Annotated in this window: 16 protein-coding genes; 1 reads left to right on the top strand and 15 read right to left on the bottom strand. The window is 44.3% G+C overall.

Annotation, left to right across the window (positions count from 1 at the left end):
* Positions 1-31: 31 nt before the first annotated feature.
* From MJB10_RS11795 to MJB10_RS11770, 6 genes are all read right to left on the bottom strand, one after another.
* Positions 32-637 carry a ribonuclease H-like YkuK family protein gene (locus tag MJB10_RS11795; RefSeq protein WP_314805039.1) on the bottom strand — a complete coding sequence of 202 codons (606 nt, stop codon included), beginning with the start codon at positions 635-637 and terminating at the stop codon, positions 32-34.
* Positions 638-769: 132 nt separating this feature from the next.
* Positions 770-1729: a C40 family peptidase gene (locus MJB10_RS11790; RefSeq protein WP_314805037.1), complete on the bottom strand. Its 960-nt coding sequence runs from the start codon at positions 1727-1729 to the stop codon at positions 770-772.
* Between the two features lie 165 nt (positions 1730-1894).
* Positions 1895-2191 (bottom strand): hypothetical protein, encoded by a 297-nt coding sequence (locus MJB10_RS11785; protein WP_314805036.1) that lies wholly within the window; start codon positions 2189-2191, stop codon positions 1895-1897.
* A gap of 69 nt (positions 2192-2260) precedes the next feature.
* Positions 2261-4564 carry a thiamine pyrophosphate-dependent enzyme gene (locus MJB10_RS11780; RefSeq protein ID WP_314805035.1) on the bottom strand — a complete coding sequence of 768 codons (2304 nt, stop codon included), beginning with the start codon at positions 4562-4564 and terminating at the stop codon, positions 2261-2263.
* A gap of 34 nt (positions 4565-4598) precedes the next feature.
* Complete coding sequence (locus MJB10_RS11775) at positions 4599-5609, bottom strand: 2-oxoacid:acceptor oxidoreductase family protein (RefSeq protein ID WP_314805034.1); 1011 nt, start codon at positions 5607-5609, stop codon at positions 4599-4601.
* A 114-nt stretch (positions 5610-5723) separates the two neighbouring features.
* Positions 5724-5891, bottom strand: coding sequence for a hypothetical protein (locus MJB10_RS11770; RefSeq protein ID WP_314805033.1), 168 nt, complete (start codon positions 5889-5891; stop codon positions 5724-5726).
* A gap of 209 nt (positions 5892-6100) precedes the next feature.
* Here MJB10_RS11770 and MJB10_RS11765 point away from each other — a divergent pair, with 209 nt between their 5' ends.
* Positions 6101-7348, top strand: coding sequence for a HAMP domain-containing sensor histidine kinase (locus MJB10_RS11765; protein WP_314805032.1), 1248 nt, complete (start codon positions 6101-6103; stop codon positions 7346-7348).
* 67 nt (positions 7349-7415) lie between these two features.
* Here MJB10_RS11765 and MJB10_RS11760 read toward each other — a convergent pair whose 3' ends face one another.
* The 9 genes from MJB10_RS11760 to MJB10_RS11720 all read right to left on the bottom strand — a co-directional run bounded on the left by MJB10_RS11760 (position 7416) and on the right by MJB10_RS11720 (position 18360).
* Positions 7416-8744, bottom strand: coding sequence for an IS3 family transposase (locus MJB10_RS11760; protein WP_314798311.1), 1329 nt, complete (start codon positions 8742-8744; stop codon positions 7416-7418).
* Positions 8745-8877: 133 nt separating this feature from the next.
* Positions 8878-9366: a low molecular weight protein-tyrosine-phosphatase gene (locus MJB10_RS11755; protein WP_314805031.1), complete on the bottom strand. Its 489-nt coding sequence runs from the start codon at positions 9364-9366 to the stop codon at positions 8878-8880.
* Position 9367: 1 nt separating this feature from the next.
* Positions 9368-10102: a phosphonate ABC transporter ATP-binding protein gene (locus tag MJB10_RS11750; RefSeq protein ID WP_314805030.1), complete on the bottom strand. Its 735-nt coding sequence runs from the start codon at positions 10100-10102 to the stop codon at positions 9368-9370.
* Positions 10103-10212: 110 nt separating this feature from the next.
* The gene (locus tag MJB10_RS11745) at positions 10213-10677 is read right to left on the bottom strand and encodes a RicAFT regulatory complex protein RicA family protein (RefSeq protein ID WP_397386600.1); all 465 of its coding nucleotides are present in this window, start codon (positions 10675-10677) and stop codon (positions 10213-10215) included.
* 36 nt (positions 10678-10713) lie between these two features.
* Positions 10714-12300, bottom strand: a complete 1587-nt coding sequence (gene miaB, locus MJB10_RS11740; protein ID WP_314805028.1) for a tRNA (N6-isopentenyl adenosine(37)-C2)-methylthiotransferase MiaB — start codon at positions 12298-12300, stop codon at positions 10714-10716.
* A gap of 157 nt (positions 12301-12457) precedes the next feature.
* Positions 12458-14884: an EAL domain-containing protein gene (locus MJB10_RS11735; RefSeq protein ID WP_314805027.1), complete on the bottom strand. Its 2427-nt coding sequence runs from the start codon at positions 14882-14884 to the stop codon at positions 12458-12460.
* Positions 14885-15070: 186 nt separating this feature from the next.
* The gene (pduL, locus tag MJB10_RS11730; RefSeq protein ID WP_314805026.1) at positions 15071-15640 is read right to left on the bottom strand and encodes a phosphate propanoyltransferase; all 570 of its coding nucleotides are present in this window, start codon (positions 15638-15640) and stop codon (positions 15071-15073) included.
* Positions 15641-15757: 117 nt separating this feature from the next.
* Complete coding sequence (locus MJB10_RS11725) at positions 15758-16624, bottom strand: 2-oxoacid:ferredoxin oxidoreductase subunit beta (protein ID WP_314805024.1); 867 nt, start codon at positions 16622-16624, stop codon at positions 15758-15760.
* Positions 16612-18360, bottom strand: coding sequence for a 2-oxoacid:acceptor oxidoreductase subunit alpha (locus MJB10_RS11720; RefSeq protein WP_314805023.1), 1749 nt, complete (start codon positions 18358-18360; stop codon positions 16612-16614). The genes MJB10_RS11725 and MJB10_RS11720 overlap by 13 nt, the downstream gene beginning before the upstream one ends.
* Positions 18361-18393: the final 33 nt, after the last annotated feature.

Below are 18393 nucleotides of genomic sequence, written 5' to 3'. Positions count from 1 at the left end.
GACCATCTGAGTTAACGGTTTTATTCCATACTTATAAGCTGCCATCCCTAACCTCATTCTCCTCATATTGGGGTCGGTACGGTTTCTTCGAGAACCGGTTCGCATACGCAGAAGCTACATAGCAATCTGGCTTAATCACAGGCACCATGCCCACTGACTCGACACGTCTTACCATTTCTTGAACGAACTTGGCGGTTCGATTGCGATTCTCGTCATCTCCCGCATCAATATGAATATACATATCGAACGTAGCGCCTTGATATACGTGCGGCATAATAATATTTTCCATCTCTGAACGCTTATTCTCGTCAAAATACATCGCAATTTCTTCACTTAAAGTGGTTTCCATCGACAGTTTCTCTTTAATGGAGTAAAGGGCTCTGGGCACGATCACTTGCCGATAACACGCCCATGCGCCTTTCCCTAGTCGCTGAATAACCACGCCAGTAATGAATTTCGTATGCCCTGTGTGCACTTGACAGTCAGTGCCGATAATAAATTTGTAGGTTGCTACAGGGTCTTGTCGCATAAACTGAAGAATCCGTTCGTGCACGGTATTCAGGTTAAGTCCTCTTTCCGTTGTGTTCCTAAATTCCAGTGACTGGTTGGTCGTTGAAAATTTGTTGGAAAATTTCAAGATTAGACCCTCCCTTCTCCATAGAATCAAGGAAATACACATGCCTCGATGTGTAAGAAAAAGGCGGATGCTAAGGCAGCATCCGCCTCTTTCTATAGTATATGGCACACATGGCCTGTTCGAACCATCAACTTATCGTAAAACACTGCCGCCATACAAAAATCGATTTTCCCACTGCTTTCCATCGATCGTATCGATGCGAACGCCACCTGATTCAACGGAGTAGGTATGAAGCATTTGACCGTTTCCTAAATAAATGCCTACATGTGTAATCGGTTCTGTCAAAATATTAACACCTGCATAATCAGAAGCTTTGGCGCCTTTGTAGCTGCTGAAGAACATTAGGTCCCCACGTTTCAATGTTGTCCAATCTTTGACAATAGGTCCCAGGGACCGAACATAACTGCCTTGAGCGGCTGAATCACTTGGCAAGGATAAGCGAAGCGCATCCCAGAATATCGTCTGAATGAAATCAGAGCAATCAAATGTGCTCGGATCATTCCGTGCAGAACCATATTCATATGGTGTTCCCATGTATCCTTGGCCCGCCGAGATGACAGCTTCGATTTCATCGCCTAGCGGCATATTCGGTTTTATGACTGAGAAATCAGTGATAATATATTTCGAACTGGAGCTCACATATCCGATGACACCGTTACCATCTTCAATTTTGTACCAATTGTCGTTTACTTTATCCGTAACTAGTACTTCTTCACCTTTCGCAAGCAAGCGAATCACCTTGGAGCCTGAACCCGCTTCCGAAGTCGGCATTGTGCGAAAGTTAACGCCATAAATAATTTCAGCATTACTAATGATGTTTATGTATTTACTATTGGTCGATACGTATCCTTTGACACCCTGTGCATCCTTAATTTGAAACCAACTAGGCGTCGTGTAATCCGTTACCGTTACGATCTCATTGGCTTTCAACATACGAATGACATTGCTTGATGTGCTAGGTTGATCTCGAAAACTGACACCTGCCACAATCTGACCTTTGGTGGTGACCCCATCCTCAGCTTGTGATTCCTTCGGTACTACTAACGTCAATATAACCATGAGTGCTGCAACTAAGGTTGTCCACTTTTTCATCGTCGTTCCCTCATCCTCTCATAAGTTGCCTATCGTCTTGCTGTTAGATGTTAAAATTTGTTTTCGTAACCTTATTATAGTTTGAGGGGGCCGAACGCGAATATAGGTGAAAGGTTGTGATTATTGTCCCATTGTGCATGGCGTTATGCCTATTGACGACACGGTTTAAATTTCCAGTTTCCGCACCTCGGGCTTTCTGGTTTCCAACGACCAGTATAGCTGCCATTGAGCAGAATTACGCAGCTTGACATTGCATATCTTCATCTCGTTTTCCTGGATCTCCATGAGCTGCCATTGACTTGGTTCATCTACCGATTGCGATGCTAAAAATTCGGGTGCACCTGTCTCTGCTTCCTCCCATTCGTTCCAGAACTTCACCCCATAGTAGGCCAATCCATAATGATTAACGAGCATGCATGTATATAGTTGATTAGTTGATGTGTTATGTAGTACTAAGGGCATTGGGTTTCCTCCTTTAAAAAGGCACATTCACCACAAGGGGAATGTGCCTTTCATTTCGCTTATTAATGCTTATAGATAAGCATTCTCATGCTTCGCTTTTAACATATTCCACCTGCGGTCAACCTCGGTCTCAAACGACTTTAGTGAACCTTCATACTCTGGCTTCGTGAGATGCTTCGTTTTACCCATCGTCTTCAGCCAGTCGGACAGCGGAATCTTCTTGCTCTTTTCTTCAGGATTATACGTAATGGTCGTGACACCATGCTCCACTTCGTATAGTGGGAAGAAGCAAGAGTCAACGGCAGCCCCCACGATATTGGAGCCTTCCTGATCGTCCGACAGCCAGTTAAGCGGGCAGGCGATGAGAATTTTGCCGTATACGAGGCCTTCATGTTGAGCATACCATTGTGCCTTTGCGGCTTTTTTCACCAAATCCTGCGGGTACGCTTCCGAGCCTGTAAACACATAAGGAATATGCGTCGCGGCCATAATTTGCGCGGTATCCTTGTGATGGAACACCTTCCCGCCTTGATGCTTCCCTACGTTGGACGTCGAAGTCCGATGCCCCATCGGTGTCGAGTAGCTCAGTTGCGCGCCTGTGTTCATGTATCCTTCATTATCGTACTCCAGAATGATCATCTTGTGGTTACGCAACGCAGCCCCGATCGCTGGCCCCATGCCAATATCCATCCCGCCGTCGCCCGTAATCATCACGAAGGTGAAATCGTCCTTTAACCCCAGATGATCAAGCTCACCGCGGCGCTTACGCTCCCAGAACATTTCGACCACCCCAGACAGCGTCGCAGCACCATTCTGGAACAGGTTATGGATATACGTAGCTTTATGCGCTGAATAAGGGTAACCCGTCGTGACAACCATCGCACATCCTGTGTGGAAAATGGAAACGATATCGCCTTCGATGCCTTTAAAGAACAGCTCCAGACCTGAGAAAATACCGCACCCTGGACACGCGCCATGCCCTGGCGCAATCCGCTTCGGCTTCTTCGTCAGTGAGCGCAGCGGCGGGATCCGCACATTCAACTTCCCTGTATTCTCATCTGGTGTAACCGTGATAAGTCCTGTATTCAAATCTTCATACTTCATCGGTGTCAACACGCGCTTCGGTGCTTTCGATGGATCTCCAGGTGTATGCCCGTAGTAATCGAAAGGCACTTCGACCTTGCCGCTCTCCATCGCGTCGATGGCGAATTGGAACAAGTTATGCCCATCCTCGGCATAAAAGTCCTTCCCGCCTAAGCCATAGATTCGGCTTATGACAAGCGTGTCCCTATTCCCTTCAGTGAACAGGGCCGCCTTAATTTCATTGACCATGTTACCGCCATGTCCGCCATACGAATCCGCGCGATCGCCTACGGTGATCGCCTTTACGTTCTTCAGCGCCGCTGCAATCTGCTTCGCTGGGAATGGACGGATCAAATTCGGTGCGAGCGCACCTGCTTTAATGCCCTTCTCGCGTAGCTGGTCGACGACGTCTTTGATGATTTCGGAGGCCGAATTCATCAAGAACACCGCGACTTCCGCGTCTTCCATCCGATACAAATCAAGAATCGGATAGTCACGACCCGTCAAATCGGCATATTCTTGCCGAATGCGGTCAAACACTTCTTCGGCGTTATACATCGCCACCGATTGTTGATAACAGTTATTGATATAATCCGGCTCATTCATATACGGTCCGACCGTTATCGGATTATTTCGATCTAAGGTATCTGGGAAGCCTTGCGGCTTCTCGCCGATGAAGGCATGCACATCTGCCCGATGTGCAAAAGTTTGTACACGACGCTTCTGGTGAGAGGTGAAATAACCGTCCGAAGCAACCATGACAGGCAGGCGCACCGCTGGGTCTTCGGCTAATTTTAACGCCATAATATTCATATCATATACCGCTTGCGGATCGCGGCACATCAGGATTGGCCATCCCGTATTCAAGGCATAGTACAGATCTGAATGATCACCATGAATGTTCAGCGGCCCCGATACAGATCGGCACACCAGGTTTAGAACCATTGGGAACCTTGTTCCAGATTGCACTGGCATTTGCTCTAACATGTACAAATAACCGTTGGCGCTAGTCGCGTTGAATACGCGGCCGCCAGCAGTTGATGCACCATAACATATACCCGCGGAGCCGTGCTCCCCGTCAGCAGGAATAAGAACAATATCATGCTGTCCATTGGACTTCATGAGATCTAGAAACTGAGCAACCTCCGTGGATGGTGAAATCGGAAAGTAACCCATGACGTGATAATTAATTTGATGAGCTGCATAAGCCGCCATTTCATTCCCTGATTCATACACGATGCGCTGCTCGACTTTGGCTTGCCCTAATTCCTTCTTGATATCAATGGACATGCGAGTAGTTCCACCCTTCTCCCATAAATACTCTCTAAGAGTTTATAGCTAGATTGAAACGATGAGGCATGCGATGAAGATCAGCATAACCATCTTCTTCCCGCTCCTGTGAGAGCGCTTCGGTTGGACAAGCCTGTACACATTTCAGACAGCCTTTGCAATACTGATAGTCAATACCTTGCAGGAACATTTGCGGACGGCCTTTTTTGTCAGGGAGCTCATCCCAAACAAAGCAGAAGTCAGGGCACACATTGTCGCAGGAAGCGCAATGAATACATTTATCTTCATGAAAATGTGGCATCATACCCGCGCGGGAAATGCTCAAATCTTTCAAAATACTATTACCAGGATTCGTCACAACACCGCCGATCGGCTGGGTTGCAAACCCAAGAACCGGTGTATCCATTCGTACAAAATCAGGCATGGACTGCCCTTCTGGAAGCGCATACGTTTGAAATTTAACCTCGTTGTATCCGCGGTCAAATGTGCGCAACGCTGGAGCTACCGCAAGCGGATACTTCTTCTCTAACGACTTCCGAATGACGCCGCGCATCACGTCGGGATCAAGAAAATCACATAACCGGAACAAGGCTCCCAGCATCGCCATATTGACCCGATTTTTCTCCTCCAACGAAATACCGATCGCATCAATAACAGCAATCGTTCCTCCTCGAAGCTTCATCTTTTCTTTCAGCTCATCCGGAGACTTTGTAGAATTTACTAGTACAGTACTATCCTCATAGATGCCACTGATAACGTTTACAGTTTTGGAAAGCGATTCATGAAAAACACCAACAACATGCGGTCGTTCAACGGGAGACGTATCCCGAATCTGCGTATCCATGTCACAAAAACGAATATGCGCTTTTACGGCTGATCCTTTCTTCTCTGATCCATAGGATGAGAAACTAACACCGTTCAAACCAACGCCAACGACTCCTGCTTCTGCCAGCATCTTGCCTGCTAGATTTGCGCCTAGACCGCCGATGGATTCCAGCCTAATCTCGAAAAAACCGAGATCGTTCAATTTAGGTAAAGTTACCATGCTTGGTCTCCTTTCAAAAATGGAACTGCATAAAGAGTGAATAGTATGAATAGTAAATCTACTATCATTGTAACAAGAAATGGCTGGTAATCAACCTTTTTTTACAGAAGTGCATTACAGCAAATAATCTATAATAAGTCCGCAGGCTCCCAAATAATAACTACTGGAAGCATTGCAGTCATCCTCGGCCTGATCCCCTCCCTCACAATCCTCGCATACGTCAACATAATCGTCTTCAATCGGATTAAATACAACACCGCAAACCTGTGAGCACGTCCGCATTCACATCACTCCTCGGCATAAACCCTACTATATTGTAAACGTTTGCAAGTCGTGTTTTCTTCATTATACAGCTTGGTATAAGTCATGACCATAAGTCTTTATCAAATCTTTAGCTTTTGATCGCCTCTTAACTCTTGATTAGATTGCGATCTGTGAGATAATGTAGAAACAGTTACCATACTGTCGAATTATGGAAAGGATGGTCATGTTTGCTTTATTTAATCGCTGCCATCGAGCTGCATGGTGTCTTTTATATGATGAGCGCTGCCCTGCTCCACCTTGTCATTGCTCCACATTTTATTAACAAACCCGTACAATTAAATATATTATTCACCTGCATTCTCAGTACGTTTATCCTGCTTTACTGGAACTTCTCGGACATTGAGCCGTTAATATACTCTTTGCAATTAGCGCCTGTCTGCTTAATCTTCGTGACCCTCTGCGTTGGTATGATACCGTCAATCCTGACTTGGGTGATGTTCAATTTAGGTTGTATGTTTGTTTTGAACTACTATTGGGAACCTGCACTACTTAGCAGTACTTTTACATTGATCATTTCGTTACTATTCAGAAATCATATTGCCACTGCCTCTTTGAAAATCAAGCTAGCCTATGCCACGGGTATTCTCATTATGTATGAGCTCCTGTATGCACCTTTGACGCCTTATTTCAGATCATCCTTTTCCTTCTATACGGGTTATGTCGTCTTATTTGCTTTCATATCCTTATGGGTCATGATGGGCTTGCTCTACTTCATCAACAACTATGAAATCCAGAAAAAAAAGATTGCTCAATTGGAGAAAAATCGCATGCTCGCCGAGTTATCCGCGACGATCTCTCACGAAATTCGAAATCCGCTTACCTCAACACGCGGTTTTTTACAACTGTTGAAACAATCCAATCTCACGGATGCTGATCGCAAACGATATCTCGATATGGCCCTATCTGGCGTCGATCAATCCACAACGATTTTGACAGATTTCCTGAATTATGCGAAGCCTTCAAAGAACTTGCTAGAACAGCTCAATATCCAACAGGAATTGGATCATACCATTCGATTTATTACTCCATATGCAGCGGATTCATTAGTCTCTATTGATGTATCACATGAGAGTGACACTCCGCTCTTTATTTTGGGTGAATCTCAGAAACTGCGGCAATGCTTCCTGAATATAATTAAAAATGCAATTGAATCCATGCCCAATGGCGGAAAGCTTTCCTTACGCACCTGGAAACACCCGAACGCTGTTCAAATCTCGATTACGGACACAGGTGTCGGCATGACCCCCTCTCAGTTGAATGCGATCGGCAAGCCGTTTTTCACGACCAAAGAACACGGAACAGGACTTGGGCTCGTCGTCGTCATGAATATGATTCAGAAAATGAATGGCAAAATCTCTTTCTCAAGCAGTCTTAACTGTGGCACAAGGTGTTCCATTAGCTTTCAACTCAAATAAAAAAAAAAAAAGCAAGACGAAGAAGTAAACTGAACCCTTAGTCAAGGACACTTTGAAAAAAAGGAAGCTATGCTGCACTTAAGAGATGATTCCTGTACTGTACAGGAGTCATCTTTTTTAATCCCCACTGGTATCTGTGATGATTGTAATAATGAACATATCGGTTAACTTCTCGTTGCAATTCTACCAAAGTTGTGCAGTTTAAGCTCTTTACATGATCTTTCATATGACCGAAGAAGGACTCCTGTGGGGCATTGTCCCAGCAATTCCCTCGTCTTGACATTGATTGTCCAATGCCTTTAGTCTTCAATAATTTCTGGTAGGTCGGGCTCGTGTAATGGCTCCCTTGATCCGAGTGAATGAAGGCATCCTTATGGAGCTTCAAACGCCTCTGCCTCATTAACGTTTCAATGGTTCCTGTTGCTAGTGGCAAATGGAGGGATTCGGAGAGGGTATGTGCTAGAAGCTCTCCTGTGGAGGCATCCAAAATAGTCGACAAATAAGCCGTCTGCGATTTGCCATACGGAAGATAGGTTATGTCGGTGAGCAGCACAAGACCTGGAATTCCTTTCTTGAAATTCCGCTGTAGCTTATTGGGAAGCGTGCGGTGTTCTTGTGTTGCTTTGGCCATAAGCCGATACGGGTTAGGCTTTCGATGAGGACATACGAGGTCAAATTTTTTCATGAGCCTTCGTATACGCTTCAGGTTGTAACAGGTATTATATACGTTCTCCAACGTCATCTTAATGGATCTGGAGCCCTTTTTGTAGCCTTTTCGGTTAAAAGCTTTCTTAATGAGCGCACCTGCTTGCTCGTCCGCCAGCGCACGCTTCTGGCGCTTGTCCGCAGAGTTCAGGTAATTGTAAAACCCAGATCGAGACACATTAAGCAATTGGCAAAAGTAACGTGTCATTCGCCCCAAGCCTTGCTGGGCAGCCTCTTGAATCAGTTTGAAACACTCACTTTGGTTTAGGTTTTCCCCGTTTGCTAACAGCCTCCTTTCGTTCCTGTCTGACTTTTTTACGTATTCTAATTGAGCCTCCAAAAGTCTAATCTTCGCTTCTTGTCTAGCAATGATCTCATCAGGCGACAAGGCACGTCTTGAAGGACGCAGCACGGCTTCTTTACGTGAGTCTGCAAGTCCAATGATTCCGTCTTTCTCGTAGGCTTTCTTCCATCGATCTGCACACTGTTCAATACGCTTCAACCCGAGGACTTCCACATGAAACCCACATAATTCAAATATCTCTCTAGGCGTTCTCTTTAACAGGTACTGATCGATGAACAAACGTTTGAATTCATCTGAATACGTAATTGATTTTTCACTGACTCGTAAGACATATCGGTTGTTCGTTAATTGCTCCCGTTCGATATGATTAAAGTGTTTTTTACTCATAAGCTCGCCCCCACTGTTCACTCAAGTATACAAAAAGGTACCCATACACTAAACACTTTTTTTCAAAGTGTCTAGTACATGGGTACCAGTTTAAAGAAACGCTCTTCTTTCTTGCTTTTTTACTATTCCGCGATTATTCCGCTAGCGATTCCTTTTGAACGATGTAAGCAAGCAATTGACGGCAGCTTTCTTCGACCAAGTCATATACCTCTTGAAACTTACCTGTATAGTAAGGATCTGGCACTTCCGTTTCATCACGATTGCTTGAGAAGTCCAAGAGCTTATGGATCGATGCCCGCTGCTCTCCTTGAACAGTCTTTGGCGCGAAGGAAGCCAGATTGGTTACATTACTATCATCCATGGCAATGATGTATGTGAAGTCATGGAAATCGTTTGGGCGAACCTGCCTTGCACGCATGCCTTCATATGAAATCTGATGTTGATCCAGTATTTCTCTTGTCCCCTGATGCGGCGGATGTCCGATATGCCAATCCCCTGTTCCTGCAGAATCAATGGAAATGACATTTTGTAAGCCAGCAGCCTTTACCTGATGACGAAATACTGCTTCTGCCATCGGGGAACGGCAAATGTTACCTAAACAAACGAAAAGAACTTTAATCATCTTAAATTTCACCAAATACGAGCTTTTTCTCACGCAACGTAAGCGGCCTAGCTGGAATATCCAACACGATTCTACCCTCAGATACGCCCCAAATGCGGGTAGCGAATCGTTCCGCTAATTCAACTTTGTGTAAGGTTGCAATCACGCTCATGTTCCGATCTTTGCAAAGTGATTTCAGATCCTGCAGAATATACTCGGTAGATTTCGGATCAAGTCCAGAGACAGGCTCGTCTGCAACGAGAATCTTCGGTCCTAGAATCAGTGATTTCGCGATTGCCACACGCTGTTGTTCGCCACCGCTGAGTTGGCCTACTTTCTTATCACCTTTATCGAGCAAACCTACTTTCTCCAGATAGTCCATGCTATCCACGTGTTCATTCCGAGAGGTTAAGCCTGTAAGTATGCGCAAAGGTGCTTGGTAAACGCGCCCCATCAACACATTCTTGACAGCGCTTTTATTTCGATTCAACGTAGGCTTTTCTTCCAAATAGGCAAAATCTTTTCCTAATTTAAATCGATCCCACGGACCTGGCTTCGTAATGTCATTGGAGTTATAGATGAGCTGCCCGCTAGACCATTTCTCTTGATGGCTGATGCAGCGCAGCAAGGTTGTCTTCCCGCTTCCACTGCTTCCAATAACCGCAATAAATTCACCGGCATCGACCTGAAAACTAATCTGCGATAATACTTGGTTGTCTGGAGGAAATACTTTACTTAAATTACGAACTGTCAGCATGACAACTCTCCTTCATGTAAGTCTAGTGGTCAATTTGGCAAAAATCGCCGCTCAATTCAAGCGATTGCCTGCTTATTGAGGGCGATTCCCTATACGCAGAAAGCAGATCCTTAATCACATGATGTAGGTGCTTCTGCCGCGCCTGCTTCTACATTAATTTTTTCGGAGATCGTATCACGGACAACAGACATCACAAGTTGCAGCAAATAATTGATGTCTTCTTGTGTCTGTTTGAACTCATTCACGATCGGAATTTCATCGAGTTGATCTTGCAGCACTTCAATTTCATTCTCGATTTTTTCGACCATCTTCTTGTTTTGGAACGTTTCAAACGCAACGATTTCCTTTTGCTTTTTCTTAATGGCACTAATTAATCCCTGAATATCAGGATTTGAGGCGATTTGCTTTTCAGCTTTTTGATAAAACTGAACTTCATTCGATGTTGTGAGCAAATTAGCGAGTTCTTTCGCTTTTGCCAAAATATCTTCACGAACGATCATTTCCGTATTTGTAAACTCTTCAACTTTGAACGCGTGAGGCTGATTATCATCATGTGTGTGATCACAGTGGGACATTTCTAAACACACTCCTATTTATCTTGATTATCGAGTTTAAACAGAAACTTCTAACGGCTTAGGCACAATCTCGCCTTTCAAAATCCACGTTTGCGCCTGCGTCACTTTGACGTCAACCATTTGACCAATGAGGGATGGATCGCCAGTGAAGTGGATCAGCTTATTCGTACGCGTACGACCCGCAAGTACATCCGGGTTGTTCTTACTTTCGCCTTCAACCAATACTTCAACCGTTTGATTCAACAGCTTCTCATTGCTGTCTTTACTTAACTGATTAACAAGCTCATTGAGACGGTATAAACGCTGCTTCTTCACTTCCATCGGCACGTTGTCTTCCATTTCCGCTGCCGGCGTTCCTTCTCTCGGAGAATAAATGAAGGTGAAAGCGAAGTCGAATCCGACCTTTTCGTACAGCGTCATCGTATCTTCGAACTGCTCATCCGTCTCACCAGGGAACCCAACGATGATATCCGTCGTAAGGACGGCATCTGGAATGGTTGCACGAATTTTATCAACCAGTTGAAGATAGTGATCCCTGGAATACTTCCGGCTCATTCGTTTCAGTACTTCCGTGTTTCCTGCTTGCACTGGCAAGTGAATATGTTCAACAAGGTTGCCTCGTTTACCTAACACTTCGATTAAGTCATCATCGAAATCGCGAGGATGCGATGTTGTGAAACGAATACGTGGAACATCAATTTTTCGTATATCATCCATCAAATCAGCGAAGGAGTACGTTATATCTTCAAAGTCTTTGCCATAGGCATTGACGTTTTGTCCAAGCAGTGTAATTTCTTGAAAGCCTTGGCGAGCTAAGTCCCTCACTTCTGCCAGCACATCTTGCGGTCTGCGACTTCTCTCTTTCCCACGTGTGTATGGGACAATACAGTAGGTACAGAACTTGTCACAACCGTACATGATGTTCAACCAAGCGCGGATCCCCTCCCGTTTTTTGGGAAGATTCTCAACGATATCGCCTTCCTTCGACCATACCTCAACAACCATTTCTTTGTTAAAAAAGGCATCCTTCAAAAGACTCGGCAATCGATGAATATTGTGGGTTCCGAATATCAAATCTACAAAGGCATGCCTTTGCATAATGCGATTGACGACAGATGCCTCTTGGGACATACAACCGCAAACGCCAAGAATAAGTCCAGGCTTTTGCGCTTTCAATGTCTTCAAATGACCTAGCTCACCGAACACTTTATCTTCCGCATTTTCACGTATCGCACACGTGTTTAGAAGGATGACATCTGCTAATTGCTTGTCCTCTGTTGCCTGATAGCCCATTTGCTCGAACAGACCCTTCATCACTTCGGTATCATGCTCGTTCATTTGGCAACCATAGGTCGTTATAAGATAATACTTGTCCTTACCAAATGCCTGCATATCTTCAGGAATTGCAAAATCGTAATGAACCTGAATATCCTCTTTCCCACGTTGCTTCTCATCTTTATAATTCGGTGCTGAATTGATCTGAATATTTCGTCCTTTAATGCGATACGTCGTTTTATCTTCATCTTGACTTACTACCTTCGCATCAGAGAAGTCAAAGTATTTGGAGTAATCCTTAACCTTGTCGGATTTTAAGTCCGATGTATTCTGGTTCTCCTTTGACATGTTGCATTCACTTCCCTTTATCTTAAAGATTAGCTCTATAGTTGTATGAACCCAATATCAAATTATAGCATAAAACCTGGCTATATATCCATATACGCTTCATGTTATCTCCAAAACAACAAAAGCCTTCTCTATTGAGAAGACTTTTGCGTATGAGTTAACCATACGTATATGGGTGCTTGATCAGCTCTGATATCGCATGTGCAGGAAGCGGTCTACTAAATAAGTAACCTTGTGCTTCATTACACTGACGCTGTGATAAAAAGGCAAGCTGAGCTTCGGTTTCAACACCTTCTGCAATTACCTTTAAGTCCAAATTATGAGCCATTGAAATGATGGTATGTACAAGCGCAGCATCTTTATCATCTTCGAACATGTTGCGTGTAAATGATTGATCAATTTTGAGACTGTCAATTGGAAATAGCTTGAGGTAGCTCAGTGACGAGTAGCCCGTCCCAAAATCATCAATTGACAAGTAGATCCCCATCTGCTTCAACTGATGCATGGTCATGATCGCATACTTGGAATCTTGAATAATACTTTCCGTTAATTCCAACTCAAGATAATGCGGCTCAAGTCCTGATTCTTCTAACGCTTTACTTACAATTGCAATTAAATTACTTTGTTTAAACTGACGTGATGATATGTTAACCGCCATCCGCATCGCAGGGAACCCTTGGTTCTGCCATTCTTTGTTTTGGCGGCACGCTTCTTTGAGCACCCATTCCCCTATCGGGATAATTAAGCCTGTTTCTTCGGCAATAGGAATGAACTCTACTGGTGAAATGAACCCAAGCTTTGGATGCTCCCAACGAATTAAAGCCTCAACACCAATAACCCTGCCAGAATTTACATCGATTTGGGGTTGGTAATACACCTCAAACTCCTTACGCTCCAAAGCTTTGCGCAATCCGATTTCGAGTTGCATTTTCTTAGACACCATTTCATTCATTTCAGGTGTATAAAATTGAAAATCATTTTTGCCGATCTCTTTCACACGATACATCGCGGTGTCGGCATTTTTGATTAACGTATCCATATCACTGCCATCTGCTGGGTAAAGACTGATCCCAATCGAAGGTGTCACGAATAATTCGTGATCTTCGATTGAGAACGATTGTGAAAACAATTCCACAATACGTTGCGCCTTTTTCATCATGTCATCTTCCGACGTATTCGTCCACAGAATTATGAACTCATCACCGCCTTGGCGAGATAGCGTATCACCTTTTCCAACACAAGATTGAAACCGCCCTGCGACCTCAACCAAGAGTCGATCGCCCATCGCATGACCGAGTGTGTCATTAATGTATTTGAATCGATCAAGATCAATAAACATAATGCCGATCACTTGTTGATTCGCGTCAGCTTGATTAAGGGCTAGCATCAGCCGATCATTTAAAAGCAGGCGATTAGGCAACCCCGTTAAAGGGTCTCGATAAACCATTTGATTTATTTTCTCTTCCGATTTTTTACGTTCAGAAATATCACGAATGATATTGCTTAAGAAGTAACTTCCCTCTTCTTCCCATATAGCAATCGACACTTCAATCGGCAACTCATTTTGGTCATTTCTTAGTGCATGCATTTCCACCGTATGCCCCAGCAATTCTGATTTACCTGTCTGCAGTGCTTTCGCGATGTCTGCTCGATACAATAAATTATATCTCTCTGGAAAAAGAGTACTCATTTGCTTACCGATCATTTCATTCTCTCCGTAGCCTAACATACGATGAGCGCCTTGATTCCATAAGATAATGCGACCTTTATTATCCGCTAAAATGATCGCATCGACGGCTGATTCGACCACGGAGCGGAAACGTTTCTCCAGTGTTTTGGATTGGGATTCGAAGCGGCGATCAATAAACGTACTTATGAAAGCTAAGCCCAGAATAAATAACACACCGAATCCAATCAAATACGCCAAAAATAAAGTGTCCAAACTACTTGTCGATACTTCAAGGGTATGGTCATGATGAAACGTTGCCGCTGCCATGCCCGTATAATGCATCCCGCAAATCGCAAGCCCCATAATGATGGAACTCACCAATTTGCGCATCCATAAGGTACGAGTACCTGCATGCAGCCTTACCGAGAATAACAATCGTAGTGCAACAAGTGAAACGACATACGCTATGATCGCAGAAAGTGCCCATAAATATGGATTATACGTAATGGTTGCTCCCATCACCATTCCTTCCATGCCGATATAATGCATGGAGACGATGCCTGCTGCAATGAAGGTTGCTCCAATGAACACATGAGAAGCTCGCATAGACGGTCGACTAATGATATGTAAAGCTATCCAGGATGCGAGTAGTGCGGGTATAACCGAAAAAATGACCGTGGAAAGCTGATAAGTTATGCTGATGTTTAAATGAAAAGCCAACATCGCAATGAAATGCATGGACCAGATGCCCATCCCCATCGCAAAAGCTCCGCCTGCTAGCCATGCTTGCCTTGCAAATCCCTTCGCTTTATGTATCCTAATGCCAAGGTCAAGTGACGCGAATGATGCAATGATGGCTATCAAAATTGAAAAGGTGACAAGGGAAGTATGATAGCTGCTTGTGATAGTCTCCACATAGTTGTCTCCTAACTAGTTACTTACTCGTGGAACTATATTACCATGATTTACACCTTGCACTCTAGCGGTATATGTCGAGTTACGTTGAAATTCCACATAAATTTGCATGCATATGTACCAATTATGCAAGATCTAGCAAAATAAAAACCGCAAGCTGCAAACTTGAGGCTCTTATCTTGATTTTTAGAGGAGAAGTTCCGCTTGATCCCCTGTTTTGACACCTGCAGCATTACCTTCATCTGTATCGATATGCAAATCCAAGGCAAACTGGTCAGATACCCTTGCAATCACATCTTCGAAAATCAAAGGACGCTCTCCGCGTAGTTGAACACGCAGCAGCTGTTTGTCTTGAATCCCCCATTTTGCCGCGTCCGACGTATGGAAGTGGATATGCCTGGCGGCAACGATTACGCCGTTCTCAAGATTCACTTCACCTTGAGGGCCGATGACTCGAAGGCCTGGGGTGTCTGCGATTTGACCAGATTCGCGAACTGGGGGATGTATCCCCAATGAAAAAGCGTCCGTGCGTGAAACTTCAATTTGCGTCTGCGGGCGAATCGGCCCTAGAATGCGAACTTTCTCAAATTGACCTCTAGGACCAACGATAGCTACCGTCTCCTGTGCAGCATACTGTCCAGGTTGTGAGAGATCCTTAAAATTCGTTAATTCATACCCCTCCCCGAATAATGTAAATAGATCTTCTTTAGAGAGATGTATGTGTCTGGCTGAAACGCCAATTGGAATCAGTGGCATGTAGGTTGCATCCTTTCGGTTCTATGAAGTAACTTGTGGGTGAAACATATTGACAGTATTACCGCTGAGCAAAAAAGGCATACGGAATTTATCCATATGCCTCTATTGGTCATTTTATTATTTGAATTCAGTAAGCAATTTGCTGAAGTCAGCTTCAGACAGCTTAAGATCTTGTTTCGTAAGACCTTCTTTTGCAAATGACGGAATGGAATCTTCGTAGCTCTTCTTATCTTTGTTTTGGTAGATGATCCCTGTCAACATGGAGTTCGTTTCCATGATCTTCGTCATCGCCATAACGCGGTTCGTGTAGTCATAATCAGGAATCTCATCCAAATCAACGATGTTCTCTTTGAACCAGTCATACGTGTTCACTTTATTGAACGTTACGCATGGGCTGAATACGTTAATCAAGGAGAAACCTTTGTGATTCAAACCAGCTTCGATTACAGCAGTCAGCTGTTTCAAGTTACTGGAGAATGATTGGGCTACGAAGGAAGCGCCAGCTGCCATTGCGATTTCCAATGGAGAAATAGCTGTCTCAATCGTTCCAGTTGGAACGCTTTTCGTTTTGAAACCTTCCGCACTACGTGGAGATGCTTGACCTTTTGTCAAACCGTAGATTTGGTTGTCCATTACAATGTAAGTAACATCGATGTTACGACGAATAGCATGAACAGTGTGCCCCATACCAATTGCAAAGCCGTCCCCGTCTCCGCCAGAAGCGATAACTGTCAAATCGCGGTTTGCCATTTTCACGCCTTGTGCGATTGGCAGAGATCTTCCGTGAATACCGTGGAATCCGTATGCATTGATGTATCCAGAGATACGACCTGAGCATCCGATCCCTGATACGATAGCTAAGTCTTCTGGTTCCAATCCAACATTAGCTGCAGCACGTTGAATCGCTGCTTGAACGGAGAAATCTCCGCATCCAGGACACCAGTTAGGCTTTACATTGTTACGAAAGTCTTTTAATGTTGCCATGCTAAAGTCAACTCCTTACATTTTTGTTCGATTTCTGCTGGCAAGAAAGGATTACCATTATATTTCGTTACATTTTTGATTTTATCTGCGTGACCCACATGCAGCTTGATTTGATCTGCTAATTGACCTGTAGCGTTGTTCTCAACAACGATAACTGTTTTTGCTTTTTCAACATAAGGACGAAGTTGTTCAGCTGGGAATGGGTGAATCAAACGTACGGTTGCATGGTTCGTTTTGATTCCTTCCAATTCCACACGACGTCTAGCTTCGTCAATTGTTCCACCTGTTGAACCCATACCGATAATAAGCAGGTCTGGTGTTTCGTGTGGTGCGTCAACTTTAATGGCATCCGTCACTTGGATATGTTTCAATTTCTCAAGACGTTTATCCATCATACGTTGACGGTTTTCAGTGCTTTCAGAAGGACGACCAGTTTGGTCATGCTCAACACCCGTTACATGGTGAATACCATGTTTAACACCTGGAATTACACGCGGTGAAACACCGTCAGCAGTAAACTCATAACGTTTGAACAATTGATTCGCTTCTTGTTCTGGAGCTTCTGTTACCAGGGCGCCGCGGTCAATTACGATGCGGTTGTAATCCAGCATCTCAGCGGATTGTTTACCAAGAGAAAGTTGAAGATCCGTCATCAGAATAACTGGAACTTGATATTTCTCAGCAAGGTTGAACGCTTCGATCGTATCGTAGAAGCACTCTTCAATCGTGCTAGGTGCAAGAACGATTTTCGGAATTTCACCGTGAGTTCCATAAACCATTGCGTTTAAATCGGATTGTTCTTGCTTCGTTGGAAGACCTGTACTTGGACCACCGCGTTGTGTATCGACGATAACAACCGGTGTTTCTGTCATACCTGCCAAACCGATTGCTTCCATCATCAAGGAAAGACCTGGACCTGCGGAAGCTGTTAATGCACGAGCACCTGCATAGTTAGCGCCGATTGCCATCGTACAAGCCGCGATCTCGTCTTCCGTTTGGATAACAGTTCCACCTAGTTTAGGAAGTACTTTTTGCAAGTATTCCATAACTTCGGAAGCTGGTGTAATAGGGTAAGCAGGCATGAAACGGCAACCTGCAGCAACGGCTCCAAGAGCGATCGCGTCATTACCGATCATGAACAATTTTTGTTGACCATCAGCAGGCTCCAATTGGAAATCTGCGATAGGACCGCCAGCCAATTCAAGTACGGATTCCGCACCTTTACGAACAGCCTCGATATTTTTCTCAACAACTGCCGCACCTTTACGGCCAAATTCTTCTTCAACCGCTTTATTAAACACGTCTAGTGGCAAGCCAAGAAGAGCCCATGAAGCACCTGACGCGGCCATGTTCTTAAATAGGGAAGTTCCTAATTCTTCTGCAATCGCAGTAATAGGCACAGGGAACAATCTAGCTTTAATTCCTTCTGGCAGAACTGGATTGAATTTCGCGTCCGCAACAATAACACCGTTATCGCGAAGCTCGTGAGCATTGAAATCAATACTTTCTTGGTCAAAAGCAACAAGAATATCTAAATCATCTGAAATTGCGCGAATCGGTTTGGTGCTGATGCGAATCTTGTTATTTGTATGTCCCCCCTTAATCCGTGAAGAGAAATGACGGTACCCATACAAATAGTAACCGAGACGGTTCAATGCAGTAGAGAAAATACGGTCTGTACTTTCGACCCCTTCTCCCTGCTGACCTCCGATTTTCCAAGATAACTGACTAATCACCGTACGTCCACTCCTTTTGATTGTAGCTGCATA

Source organism: Paenibacillus sp. MBLB1832 (assembly GCF_032271945.1).
Lineage (GTDB): Bacteria > Bacillota > Bacilli > Paenibacillales > NBRC-103111 > Paenibacillus_E > Paenibacillus_E roseopurpureus.
The sequence above is the reverse complement of the archived record's forward strand: the minus strand, read 5'-3'. Positions and strand labels throughout refer to the sequence as shown.

What these genes read in the sequence shown, in the direction of transcription:
- MJB10_RS11790 (WP_314805037.1), bottom strand. Translation starts at nt 1,729, where the DNA reads ATGAAAAAGTGGACAACCTTAGTTGCAGCACTCATGGTTATATTGACG.
- MJB10_RS11760 (WP_314798311.1), bottom strand. Translation starts at nt 8,744, where the DNA reads ATGAGTAAAAAACACTTTAATCATATCGAACGGGAGCAATTAACGAAC.
- MJB10_RS11775 (WP_314805034.1), bottom strand. Translation starts at nt 5,609, where the DNA reads ATGGTAACTTTACCTAAATTGAACGATCTCGGTTTTTTCGAGATTAGG.
- MJB10_RS11725 (WP_314805024.1), bottom strand. Translation starts at nt 16,624, where the DNA reads ATGGCAACATTAAAAGACTTTCGTAACAATGTAAAGCCTAACTGGTGT.
- MJB10_RS11780 (WP_314805035.1), bottom strand. Translation starts at nt 4,564, where the DNA reads ATGTCCATTGATATCAAGAAGGAATTAGGGCAAGCCAAAGTCGAGCAG.
- MJB10_RS11785 (WP_314805036.1), bottom strand. Translation starts at nt 2,191, where the DNA reads ATGCCCTTAGTACTACATAACACATCAACTAATCAACTATATACATGC.
- MJB10_RS11770 (WP_314805033.1), bottom strand. Translation starts at nt 5,891, where the DNA reads ATGCGGACGTGCTCACAGGTTTGCGGTGTTGTATTTAATCCGATTGAA.
- pduL (WP_314805026.1), bottom strand. Translation starts at nt 15,640, where the DNA reads ATGCCACTGATTCCAATTGGCGTTTCAGCCAGACACATACATCTCTCT.
- MJB10_RS11755 (WP_314805031.1), bottom strand. Translation starts at nt 9,366, where the DNA reads ATGATTAAAGTTCTTTTCGTTTGTTTAGGTAACATTTGCCGTTCCCCG.
- MJB10_RS11745 (WP_397386600.1), bottom strand. Translation starts at nt 10,677, where the DNA reads ATGTCCCACTGTGATCACACACATGATGATAATCAGCCTCACGCGTTC.
- miaB (WP_314805028.1), bottom strand. Translation starts at nt 12,300, where the DNA reads ATGTCAAAGGAGAACCAGAATACATCGGACTTAAAATCCGACAAGGTT.
- MJB10_RS11750 (WP_314805030.1), bottom strand. Translation starts at nt 10,102, where the DNA reads ATGCTGACAGTTCGTAATTTAAGTAAAGTATTTCCTCCAGACAACCAA.